The sequence below is a fragment of the Pseudonocardia sp. KRD291 genome (assembly GCF_019263595.1).
Classification (GTDB): domain Bacteria; phylum Actinomycetota; class Actinomycetes; order Mycobacteriales; family Pseudonocardiaceae; genus Pseudonocardia.
The window spans coordinates 1-11821 of record NZ_JADQDD010000199.1 but is presented as its reverse complement, the minus strand read 5'-3'; the positions used below and the strand labels follow the sequence as shown (position 1 = coordinate 11821).

Sequence of the window (11821 nt, the reverse complement as noted above, 5' to 3'; positions counted from 1 at the left end):
GGAACCGGGGCCGGCAGTGACGACGAAGGTGCTCGGGCGGCACGGTGCGGTCGTCGAGCGCACGATCACAGGAGCCCGGGGGAACGCGCCCGTCGTCCGGGCGTCTTCGACTACGACACCCGCTCCCGGAGGAGGACCCGTGACGACGCTCGACGCGTGGTCCGCCGCCGTCCGCCGTACCCACGGAGGCGGTGTCGTCCTGCGACCGGCGGGGGAGGGCCGTGTGCCGGTGCACTGGGTCCGCACGGGGCCGGGCACGGCCGGGACCCCGCCGATCGTGCTGGTCCCGGGCGGACCGGGGATCGCGTCCGTGCTGCCCTACCGCGGCGTCCGCCGACGGGCCGCCGCACGCGGGCTGGACGTGGTGATGATGGAGCACCGCGGGGTCGGCCTGTCGCGCCGTGACGAGGGCGGGACCGACCTCGCGGTCGCCGACGTGACCGTGCAGGCCGCGGCCGACGACCTGGCCGCCGTGCTCGACGACGCCGGGATCGGACGGGCGGTCGTCCTCGGCTCGTCGTACGGCACCTACCTGGCCCAGACGTTCGGCGTCCGGCACCCGGAGCGGGTCGCGGGGATGGTGCTGGACTCGCCGATCCTGTCCGTCGCCGAGGACCTCCCGGCGGTCCGCGCGCACCTGCGCGGCCTGCTCTGGGACGGCACCGCACCGGACACCGCCCGGTGCGCAGAGCTGCTGCGCCGCCTCGTCGGCGACGGGATCGTGTCCGCCGACGAGACCGGCCGAGTCGTGCCGGTCCTCTACGAGTTCGGCGGCCCGCAGGTGCTGGAACGGCTGCTCTCGGCGCTGGCCGGAGGTCGCGGCCTGCGGACCTGGCGGTTGATCGCCGGACTGGGCGTCGAGGAGGTCGGGCCCGGCACGCCGCTGGTCTACGAGCCCGACCTGGTCCGCGGGATCGCGTTCGGCCAGCTCGGCTACGGGCTCCCACCGGACGGGTTGCCTCTGGACCCGCAGACGGCGTCCGCCGCCGCGGCCCGGCACGCCCCGGCGTACGCGGGGGAGCCGTTGCACCTGCCCGCGGAGATCACCCGCTTCCGGTGGCCCACCGCCGTCGTGTCCGGGGACCGGGACCTGCGGACGCCGCCGCCGGTCGCCGAGCGGGTCGCCGCGCTGATCCCGGACGCGGTCCTGGTGCCGATCCCGGGGATGGGCCACAGCGCACTCGACACGCACCCGGTCGCCGCGCTGACCATCGCCCACGTCCTCGCCCGCGGCCGCCACCGCGACCTGACCGCGCTCGCGCCGCGGATCGCCGCGCTCCCGCGTCGCGGGGCCTCGCGGCTGATCGGCCCGGTGCTCGCGGCGGCGCTGTCGCTGGACCTGATGCTGCCCGGCTGAGTTGTCGCCCTGCCGGAACCCGGGACTCCGCCCTGCCGGAACCCGGGACCTCGCTCTGCGGTGGCCGAGCCTCAGCGGAGGAACAGCACCGCGAGCACGACCAGGACCACGAGGACCAGGGCCACGCCGATCAGCGTGAACCCGACGCCGCGGCGGCGCTCCCCCGAGCGCCCCTGGTCGCTCTCGACGTCGGCCAGGGTGCTGTCCAGGGCCGTCGTGTGCTCGGCCCGGCCCCCGGGGTTCGACCGGGCCTGCGGTGCCTGCGCGACCGGCTCGCGGCGGTCCGCGCCCGGCCCGGTGTCCGGTGTCCGGCGCGTCACCGCCTCGGCGTCCGCACCGGCGTCCGGATCGGGCGTCCGGTGCGGGAGGGGTTTGACCCACGGCGGGTCCGAGCTCCCGGTCTCGTCCGGGTTCGGCAGCTCGAGTGTGTGCCCGCGGGGTGCGGTGTCCCCGGCACCGACCGACTCGCCGAGGGCGAGCGCCATCGCCGCGGCGTCGGGGTAGCGGCGGTTCGGGTCCTTGGCCAGCACCCGCAGGATCACCGCCTCCAGTGCCTCCGGGATGTCGGCGCGCAGCCGGCGCGGGCGCGGCGGGTCGGAGCGCATGTGTGCCAGCACGACGGCGAACGAGTCGTCGTCGGTGAACGGCGGGCGCCCGGTCAGGGCGGTGAACAGGCAGCATCCCAGCGCGTAGAGGTCGGCGCGTCCGTCCAGCTCACCGCCGTGTCCCTGCTCGGGGGCCAGGTACGAGGGGGTCCCGACGATGTAGCCGGTCCGGGTGCGCCCGGCGCCGGGCCCCATCCGGGCGATGCCGAAATCGGTGACGGTCACCGTCCCGTCGCGCCCGAGCATGATGTTGCCCGGGGTGACGTCGCGGTGCACGACGCCGGCCCGGTGCGCGGCCCCCAGCGCATCGCAGACGGCCTGCCCGACGGCGACGGCGTCGGCCGGGTCGAGCGGCCCGGCCCGGCGGAGGCGCTCGGCCAGCGACTCGCCGTCCACGTAGGCCATCACCACGAACAGGCCGTCGCGCGTGGTGCCGATGTCGTGCACGGTGACGACGCCGGGGTGCGTGATCGACGCGGCGGCGCGGGCCTCGTCGCGCAGTCGCTGCAGGTCCTCGTCGTCCCGGTCGCCGGTGGCCGGAAGGATCTTGACGGCGACGTCACGGCCGAGCTCGCGGTCGTGCGCGAGGTGGACCTGGGACATGCCGCCCTCGCCGAGCAGGCGGACGAGTTCGTAGCGCCCGGACAGCACGGTCGGGCCGTTCACCACCTCGGTGGTCTCCTCGCGGGGCGTGCCGTCGCTCACGGTGCCTGCATGCCCCGCTGCGTCCGCTCCGGGTGCCCGGCGCCGATCAGCTCGTCGAACAGGTAGCGGTAGTCGACCATCGCCTGGCGGAGCTGCTCGGTGTCCGCGTGGTCCTGGGTGTCGGCGACGGCCGTGCGGTGCGCGGCCCGGTAGTGCCCGACCAGGTCGGGGTGGTCGACCGAGACCATCTCCTCGCGCTCGGTGAAGTGCTCGACCGGGTAGCCGCGGTCCCGCATCACCTGCATCACCAGCAGGTCGGCGTCGCGCAGCCCGGTGCGCGGGGTCTCCACGAACGAGTTCTGGGCCTGGTCCCAAGCCGAGGAGAACCGTTCGCGCTCGTCGGCGTCGAGGTCGCGGACGTCGAGCTCGCGCCGGTGGTTCAGCCGTCGCTGCAGCACCGACTCGCCCTCCGAACGCCCACCGGACTGCTCGACGACGTGGTCGTACTCCGGGCCGAAGTGCCGGCGCAGCGCCGCGCTGCGGCGACGCCCCCGGACCCGCCCGGCGACGATCAGTCCGACCCCGATCGCGATCAGCACGACGGCCGCGACCACGACCCAGATCACCACATTCGTCGACACGACATCCCACCCCTCGTCCGTACTCCCCGGAAGCATCTCCTGTGCGACCGGTTGATGCCTGAGGGCGCGCCCGAGTACATCCCAACGGACGCGTGGCTTCCCGGGATCGACCATCTCATTGCGCCGACCAGCGGCTTCGTCGATGGACCGTTTGGCCGTGACTGCGCCGAAAGAGTGGCGAGCAGCTCGACGCCGGCCGGCAACTTGCCCGATTCGTCACCGCAATGGCCGAGCAACCCCGTGCACGAACCCGGCCCGCGTCTGAGAGCGTGGAACGGCCCCCAGCAGCACGACACAGGAGGACCCCCGTGAAGAACTTCGGTCGCGCGTTCGCGAAAGCCGCGGAGTCGCTCGTCGAGGCCCTGAGCATCCTCGGCGGATGGAACCGTGGGAAGCGTAGGGCCGCCCGGCGCTAGCGTGCGGTGTCCGCCCGTGTCGGGGCGGGTGGACATCGGTGTGTTCACGGTCCGCAGGCTCAGGCCGTTCGCCGGCCCAGACGCAGCTCGCTGACCCTCCGGCCGTCGAAGGTGGCCCGCGCGACGCAGGGTGTCTCGATCCCCGGCGCGCGTAGCGCCCAGGTCACGGTGTCACCGGAGACCTGCTTGTGTGCCAGGTCCGGACCGACGTCGCGGTCCAGCACGTCGTGCACGGCGTTGCGGAACGACCCCGGGAACGGGTCGTCCGCGACCAATGACGCGCCCGGTGCGCAGAGTTCCCGCACCGCCTCGACGTCGCCGTCGGCCCAGGCCCGTTCGAACGCCAGCGCCCCGAGGAACTTCTCGGCCTGCTCCTTGCCGGAGTCGGTCAGGCGCTGCAGGAACGCCGGGCTGCGGTCGGACTTCGACGCCGCCCCGAGTGCCCGCGGCAGGATCTCGCGCGGCAGCTCGATCACCCGGATCACCGTGCGTCCGATCTCCCCGCCGGGCTGCAGGCGGCCGTCGTCGATCAGGCGGTTGAGCGTCTCCACGAACGCCAGCTCCTGGTAGAGGGACAGGTTCCCGGACAGCTCCCCGCGCCGGTCGACGATCTCGGTCAGCGTGCGCGGCAGCCGGTCCACCGCGGACGGCGTGATCTGGACGACCCACAGCTCGTCCGGGAGCGCCGCCAGCAGGTCGCGCACCGGCGGGTTCTGGGAGAACAGCCCGTCCCAGAACGTGCCGCCCGCGGTCTCGACTGCGCGGAACAGGTTCGGGATCGCGGCCGAGGCGGCCACGACCTCCGCGGTGATCCGCTCGCGGTGGCTGGAGAACGCGCGGAAGTCGCCGGAGAGCACGTCCACGGCGCCGAGCACGAGCAGCGGGTCGACGCGGCCCGGGTCGGCGGTGATGGCGTCGAAGTCGACGTGCCGTTGCAGCAGCGACCGGAACTGCGCGGCCGCGACCTGAGGGACCAGGTACGGGCTGACACCCGGCAGCGCGTCGAGGTTCTGCAGGATCGACGCACCGACGACGGCGGTGTTGAGCAGAGCCTGGATCGGCCCGCTCGCGGCGTTGTCCGCCCAGAACGCGTCCAGGCGACGCGCGGCCGAGGCCCGGTCGCCGTCGCGCAGGGCCGTCCAGCCCAGCAGCGCGTTGATCGCGCCCCCGGACGTCCCGGACAGCCCGGTGACCCGGTGGCCGTCCAGCTCGGGGGCGGACAGCAGCCCACCCAGCACACCGGCGCCGAACGCCGAGTGGCTCCCGCCGCCCTGGCAGGCGATGACGATGTTCGGCCCGGCGGGCTCGGCGCTACTCACGACGCCTGTCTACCCTCCGTCGGTCGCACCATGGCTCCACAACGCGCCACAGCCCGGTCCCCAGCCGCACCATGGCTCCACAACGCGCCACAGCCCGGTCCCCAGCCGCACCATGGCTCCACAACGCGGCCCTGCCCGGCCCCCAGCCGCACCATGGCTCCACGACGCGCCACCGGCCGGGCCGTGGCCGCGACACGGCTCCACAACGCGGCCCTGCCCGGCCCGTGGCCGCGACATGGCTCCACAACGCGGCACCGGCCGGCCGGTGGCCGCGTCACGGCCCATGTCAACCCGCCGGTCCCGGTGCCGGTGCCGGACTGCGCGAGATCGGCGGCCCGGTACCGATCGGCGCCACGGGTGGCCCTCATCGGTACCCGGCCGCTGATCACCCGCCGGACACCACCCTCGCGCACGGGTCACATGTTGCGGCGGTACTGGCCTCCCACCTCGAAGAAGGCCGAGGTCAGCTGGCCCAGGGAGCAGACTCTCGCGGCCTTCATGAGCTCGTCGAAGACGTTGCCCTCGCCGGTGGCGACGTCCTGGAGGCGTCGCATGGCCTGCTCCGCCTCGGTCCGGTTGCGGGACTGGAAGTCCTGCAGGCGGTCGAGCTGGGAGCGCTTCTCGTCCTCGGTCGCCCGCATCAGCTCGATGGTCTGCGGCTCCTCGTCGTCGTGCGGCTTGACGAACGTGTTCACCCCGACGATCGGCAGCGTGCCGTCGTGCTTGCGGTGCTCGTAGAGCATCGACTCGTCCTGGATCTTGCCGCGCTGGTAGCCGGTCTCCATCGCGCCCAGGACCCCGCCGCGCTCGGCGATCGAGTCGAACTCCTTCAGGACCGCTTCCTCGACCAGGTCGGTGAGCTCGTCGATGACGTAGGAACCCTGGAGCGGGTTCTCGTTCATCGACAGGCCCCACTCCTTGGTGATGATCATCTGGATGGCCATCGCGCGGCGCACCGACTCCTCGGTCGGGGTCGTCACGGCCTCGTCGTAGGCGTTGGTGTGCAGCGAGTTGGCGTTGTCGTAGAGCGCGCACAACGCCTGCAGTGTGGTCCGGATGTCGTTGAAGTTCATCTCCTGCGCGTGCAGCGACCGGCCGGAGGTCTGCACGTGGTACTTGAGCTTCTGCGCCCGCTCGTTGGCGCCGTAGCGCTCGCGCATGGCCACCGCCCAGATCCGGCGGGCGACCCGGCCGATCACCGAGTACTCGGCGTCCATGCCGTTGGAGAAGAAGAACGACAGGTTCGGCGCGAACTCGTCGACGTCCATCCCGCGCGCCAGGTAGCTCTCGACGAACGTGAAGCCGTTCGCGAGGGTGAACGCCAGCTGCGAGATCGGGTTCGCCCCGGCCTCGGCGATGTGATAGCCGGAGATCGAGACGGAGTAGAAGTTGCGCACCTTGTGCGCGATGAACCACTCCTGGATGTCGGCCATCATCCGCAGCGAGAACTCGGTGGAGAAGATGCAGGTGTTCTGCCCCTGGTCCTCCTTGAGGATGTCGGCCTGCACCGTGCCCCGGACGTTGGCCAGGGCGTAGGCGGTCAGCTCCTCGTGCTCGGACGCGTCCGGCTCACGACCGTGCTCGTCGCGGAAGTCGTCCACCTGCTGGTCGATCGCGGTGTTGAGGAAGTAGGCCAGGATCGTCGGCGCCGGGCCGTTGATCGTCATCGACACCGAGGTCGTCGGCGAGCAGAGGTCGAACCCGTCGTAGAGGGCCTTGAGGTCGTCCAGCGTCGCGATCGAGACGCCGGAGGTGCCGACCTTGCCGTAGATGTCGGGACGGGTGTCCGGGTCGTGCCCGTAGAGCGTCACCGAGTCGAACGCCGTGGACAGGCGCTTGGCCTCGGAGTCGGCCGAGAGGTACTTGAACCGGCGGTTGGTGCGGAACGGGTCGCCCTCGCCGGCGAACATCCGGGCCGGGTCCTCACCCTCGCGCTTGAACGGGAACACCCCCGCGGTGAACGGGAAGTACCCGGGCAGGTTCTCCTTGCGCAGGAACCGGACGATCTCGGCGTCCTCGGTGTACTTCGGCAGCGACACCCGGCGCACCGGGTTCCCGGAGAGCGTCTCCTTGGTCAGCTTCGTGCGGATCTCCTTGTCCCGCACGCTGAAGACCAGCTCGTCGCCGGAGTAGTCCTCGACCGTCCTCGGCCACTGCTCGAGCATCTCCGCGGTCTCGCCGGGCAGCGCCTTCTCGGCCTCGGCCAGTGCCTCGTCGACGGCTGTGTGCCCGTCCGGGCCCACCAGCTCACGCGCGGTGCGCAGGTGCGCCCGGGTGCGGGCCGCATCGGCCGCGGAGTCGGTGTCGGAGTGGTAGGTGCGCAGTGTCTCGGCGATGTCGGCGAGGTAGCGCGCCCGCTCCGGCGGGATCACCGCGGCGTACTCGGTGGAGGTCTTGCGGTCGGTCCGGGCCAGCCGCCCCTCGCCGGTGACCAGGCCGTTCTCGCCGAGGACGTCACGCAGGTGGTGGTAGAGCGCGGTGACGCCGTCGTCGTTGAACGTCGCGGCCGAGGTGCCGTAGACCGGCATGTCCTCCCAGCTCGCGCCGAACTCCTCGCGGTTGCGCACGAGCTGGCGCCCGACGTCGCGCCGCGCGTCCTCGGCGCCGCGGCGCTCGAACTTGTTGATCGCGACGACGTCGGCGAAGTCCAGCATGTCGATCTTCTCGAGCTGCGACGCGGCGCCGAACTCCGGCGTCATCACGTACAGCGAGTTGTCGACGAACCCCACGATGCCGGCGTCGCCCTGCCCGATGCCGGGGGTCTCGACGATCACCAGGTCGAAGGCGGCCGCCTTGAGTACCGAGATCACGTCGCCGAGGCGTTCCGGCAGGCTCCCCTCGGTACCGCGGGTGGCCAGGCTGCGGAAGAACACGCTGTCATGGCCTCCCGCGCCGGCGGGCCCGCTGCCCCCCAGCGCGTTCATCCGGATCCGGTCGCCGAGCAGTGCCCCGCCGCCCTTGCGGCGGGTCGGGTCGACGGCCAGGACTGCGATCCGGAGCTTGTCCTCCTGGTCCAGGCGGAAGCGCCGGACCAGCTCGTCGGTCAGCGAGGACTTGCCCGAGCCGCCGGTTCCGGTGATGCCCAGGACCGGCACCGCCCGCTCGGCGGAGACGATCCGCTCGCGGACGTCGTCGGGTAGGGCGCCGGACTCGGCCTGGGTCAACGCGCGGGCGAGCGTGGCCGGCTCGCCGGAGAACACACCGTCGGCGAAGGCGGAGCTCGCGGAGCCGGCCGTCGACACCGACGACGGCGCCTGCGCGGACAGGTCCACGTCGCACTCCCGGATCATGATGTTGATCATTCCGGGGAGGCCGAGGTGCTGGCCGTCGGTCGGGGAGAAGATCCGGGCGACGCCACGGGAGTGCAGGAGGTCGATCTCCTCCTGCACGATCACGCCGCCACCGCCGCCGTAGACCTTGACGTGCCCGGCGCCGCGCTCGCGCAGCAGCTCGACCAGGTAGGAGAAGTACTCGACGTGCCCGCCCTGGTAGGAGCTGATGGCGATGCCCTGCGCGTCCTCCTGGATCGCGGCGGTCACCACCTCGTCGACCGAGCGGTTGTGCCCGAGGTGGATCACCTCGGCGCCCTGGCGCTGCAGGATCCGGCGCATGATGTTGATGGCCGCGTCGTGCCCGTCGAACAGGCTGGCCGCGGTCACGAACCGGACCGGGTTCCTCGGGACGTGGAGTCCCTGGTCCTGACCGGTACTGACAGCGTTCGAGTCCGCCATGACCCGCTCCTCCCGCCGGGCCTGGAGGGGACGCCCGACGGATTTAGTTTGACATCCTAGTATCGGACATACAAGTAACCTTGGATCGCATCACACCCTCGCCCTGAGCAGGGCGGGAGTCGATCTCGGGGCCGCCGGACCGGGCCGGGTCAGGCCGCGCGCACGTCCGGGCCCTCGTCGTCGGGCTCGTCGCCCGGCGCCGCGTCCGGCGTGCCCGCGGAGGCCGGCGTGACGTCGGCCGGCGGGTCGTCCGGTCCCTCGGCGACCGTGCGCGGGAGCGCTCCGATCGTGCGGCCTGCCCGGCGGAGCCTGCGCGCCCGCCACCGTTTCCCCAGTGCCCCGCCCACCAGTCCGATGAGGACCAGGAGCACGCCCGAGCCGACCATCGCCGGCACCGCGATCGCGGGAAACGCCGCCACCAGCGCGAACGCCGTGAACGGCCACCACAGCAGGGCACGGCCCACTCCACGTCGCGTCCAATCGCGATGAGGCGGCATGTCTTATCACTACCCCAGGTCCATGATCGACATGCGGGGACGCGCGGATCGCAGCGCAGACGTTAGGTTTCGTTCATGTCCGCGCCCGGCTCCGCGTCCGCCCACCTGACCGCCGAGAACGACCGGCTGGCGTCCGTACTGGCCGCCGCCGAACCGTCGACGCCGGTCCCGACCTGCCCCGGCTGGGACCTGCGCTCCGTGCTCAAGCACGTCGGGCGCGGGCACCGGTGGGCCGCGCAGATGGTCGCCGGCCGCGCGAGCGAGGTGCTCCCGCCGCGCGACGTCGTCGGCGGCCGCCCGCCGGAGGGCGGGGCCGACGCCGAGGCGGACTGGCTGCGCGGCGGGGTCCGCGAGCTGCTCGCGGCCGTGGAGTCGGTCGGCGCGGACACCCCGATCTGGACGTTCACCGGCCCGAAGCCGGCCGCCTGGTGGATCCGCCGCCGGCTGCACGAGGCCACGGTGCACCGCGCGGACGTGACGCTCGCGCTCGGCCGGGCGTTCGACCTGGCGCCGGACCTGGCCGCGGACGGCGTCTCCGAGTGGCTCGACCTGCTCACCGGCCGCCCCACGGCCGGGGACGGTCCGCTGGCCGCGGGCGCGACCCTGCACCTGCACGCCACCGACGAGGAGCTGGGCGCGGCCGGTGAGTGGCTGCTGCGCGGCGAGGCCGCCGACGGCGGTGTCGCCGTCGTCTGGGAGCACGGGCACGGCAAGGGGGACGCCGCCGTCCGCGGCACCGCGAGCGACCTCCTGCTCGGCGTGACCCGCCGGATCCCGTCCGACGATGCGCGCCTGCAGGTGCTCGGCGACGCCGCCGTCTGGACACGCTGGCTGGAGCGCACCGACTTCTGACCCCCGCGCACGACCCCGGCGGGTCTCCGGAATCACGATGCCGCCGAGCTCGCCCCTGGCGCGCGACGGCATCGGCGACGCATGCTGGGGCGGAAGTCGTTCGCGTCGCAAAGGAGCGTCCGTTGAGTCGTCAGAGTTCCCCCGACGTCGTCGTGGTCGGCGCGGGTTTCGCCGGTCTCTACCAGCTGCACCGCCTGCGCGGTCTGGGCCTGAGCGCCCGCGTCTTCGAGGCCGGCAGCGGCATCGGCGGCACCTGGTACTGGAACCGGTACCCGGGCGCCCGTTGCGACGTGGAGAGCCTCGAGTACTCCTACTCGTTCTCCCCGGAGCTCGAGCAGGAGTGGGAGTGGACCGAGCGCTACCCGGCCCAGCCGGAGATCCTGCGCTACGCCGAGCACGTCGCCGAGCGGTTCGACCTGCGCCGCGACATCGAGCTCGACACCCGCGTCACCTCCGCGGTGTGGGACGACGACACGTCGCGCTGGTCGGTCACCACCTCCCACGGCGAGACGGTCACGGCGCGGTACTGCGTGTTCGCGACCGGCTGCCTGTCCCGGCCCAAGGACCTGGAGATCCCCGGCCTGGACGCGTTCGCCGGCCCGGTGTACTCGACCGCGCGCTGGCCGCACGCCGGCGTCGACTTCACCGGGCGCCGGGTCGCGGTGATCGGTACCGGGTCGTCGGGTATCCAGTCGGTGCCGGTGATCGCCGAGCAGGCCGCCGAGCTGACCGTCTACCAGCGCACGGCGAACTACAGCCTGCCTGCACGCAACCGCCCGCTCGACGCGCGGACCCAGGACGAGCGCAAGGCGAACTACGCGGCGTACCGGGAGGCGGCCCGGCACTCCCCGGCCGGGTTGGTCGGTGACCTGCCCACCGAGTCCGCCCTGGACGCGAGCCCGGAGCAGCGCCGCGCGGCCTTCGACGACGCCTGGGCGCAGGGCAGTCTGGGCGCGATGCGGCGCACCTACGCCGACATCGGACTCGACATCCGGGCCAACGACATGGCCGCCGACTTCATCCGGGGCCGGATCCGGGACACGGTCACCGACCCCGCGACGGCCGAGGCGCTGGCCCCGTCGGACCACCCGTTCGGCACCAAGCGCCCCTGCCTGGACACCGGCTACTACGAGACGTTCAACTCCCCGCACGTGCACCTGGTGGACCTGAAGAAGACGCCGATCGAGCGGATCACCGAACGTGGGGTCGTCACCGCCGACGGCGAGGTCGAGGTCGACGACGTCGTGCTCGCCACCGGGTTCGACGCGATGACCGGCGCGCTGCTCTCGATCGACATCCGCGGCCGGGACGGGCAGGCGCTGGCCGACGCGTGGGCCGACGGCCCGGTCAGCTACCTCGGCCTGGGGGTGGCCGGATTCCCGAACCTGTTCACGATCACCGGTCCGGGCAGCCCGTCGGTGCTGTCGAACATGCTGGTCTCGATCGAGCAGCACGTCGACTGGATCTCCGAGTGCCTGGCCCGCCTCGAGCGCGACCGCGTCGCGACGATCGAGCCGACGCCGCAGGCGCAGAAGGACTGGGTCGCCCACGTGGCCGAGGTCGGCGAGGCGACCCTGTACCCGCTGGCGAAGTCCTGGTACCTGGGCGCGAACGTGCCGGGCAAGCCTCGGGTGTTCATGCCCTACATCGGCGGGGTCGGCGCATACCGCCAGATCTGTGACGAGGTCGCTGCCGACGACTACCGGGGCTTCACCCTGCAGTAGACCCCCGCCCCTCGCGTCGTGGAGCCGTAACGCG

General features: G+C 72.7%; 8 protein-coding genes. 3 read left to right on the top strand and 5 right to left on the bottom strand.

Annotation, left to right across the window (positions count from 1 at the left end):
* The first annotated feature begins 139 nt into the window (after nt 1-139).
* Nucleotides 140-1357, top strand: coding sequence for an alpha/beta fold hydrolase (locus tag I4I78_RS22990; RefSeq protein ID WP_218613549.1), 1218 nt, complete (start codon nt 140-142; stop codon nt 1355-1357).
* Between the two features lie 71 nt (nt 1358-1428).
* Here the strand turns inward: I4I78_RS22990 and I4I78_RS22985 are convergent, their stop codons facing one another.
* The 5 genes from I4I78_RS22985 to I4I78_RS22965 form a co-directional block, all read right to left on the bottom strand.
* Nucleotides 1429-2667 (bottom strand): serine/threonine-protein kinase, encoded by a 1239-nt coding sequence (locus tag I4I78_RS22985; RefSeq protein ID WP_218613548.1) that lies wholly within the window; start codon nt 2665-2667, stop codon nt 1429-1431.
* Nucleotides 2664-3248, bottom strand: coding sequence for a hypothetical protein (locus I4I78_RS22980; protein ID WP_218613547.1), 585 nt, complete (start codon nt 3246-3248; stop codon nt 2664-2666). Before I4I78_RS22980 ends, I4I78_RS22985 begins: the two co-directional genes overlap by 4 nt.
* 475 nt (nt 3249-3723) lie before the next feature.
* A complete protein-coding gene (locus I4I78_RS22975) occupies nt 3724-4983 on the bottom strand; it encodes a patatin-like phospholipase family protein (RefSeq protein WP_218613546.1) in 1260 nt (419 codons plus the stop codon).
* Nucleotides 4984-5399: 416 nt separating this feature from the next.
* Nucleotides 5400-8714 (bottom strand): fused isobutyryl-CoA mutase/GTPase IcmF, encoded by a 3315-nt coding sequence (gene icmF / locus I4I78_RS22970; RefSeq protein ID WP_218613545.1) that lies wholly within the window; start codon nt 8712-8714, stop codon nt 5400-5402.
* Between the two features lie 149 nt (nt 8715-8863).
* Nucleotides 8864-9178, bottom strand: coding sequence for a hypothetical protein (locus I4I78_RS22965; RefSeq protein WP_218613544.1), 315 nt, complete (start codon nt 9176-9178; stop codon nt 8864-8866).
* Nucleotides 9179-9286: 108 nt separating this feature from the next.
* Between I4I78_RS22965 and I4I78_RS22960 the strand changes: the two genes are divergently transcribed.
* The gene (locus I4I78_RS22960; protein ID WP_218613543.1) at nt 9287-10063 is read left to right on the top strand and encodes a maleylpyruvate isomerase family mycothiol-dependent enzyme; all 777 of its coding nucleotides are present in this window, start codon (nt 9287-9289) and stop codon (nt 10061-10063) included.
* A 122-nt stretch (nt 10064-10185) separates the two neighbouring features.
* Complete coding sequence (locus tag I4I78_RS22955; RefSeq protein WP_218613542.1) at nt 10186-11787, top strand: NAD(P)/FAD-dependent oxidoreductase; 1602 nt, start codon at nt 10186-10188, stop codon at nt 11785-11787.
* Nucleotides 11788-11821 lie beyond the last annotated feature (34 nt).

Bases quoted from the DNA above. Each gene is read 5' to 3' on its own strand.
- icmF (WP_218613545.1), bottom strand. From the start codon at position 8,714: ATGGCGGACTCGAACGCTGTCAGTACCGGTCAGGACCAGGGACTCCAC.
- I4I78_RS22960 (WP_218613543.1), top strand. From the start codon at position 9,287: ATGTCCGCGCCCGGCTCCGCGTCCGCCCACCTGACCGCCGAGAACGAC.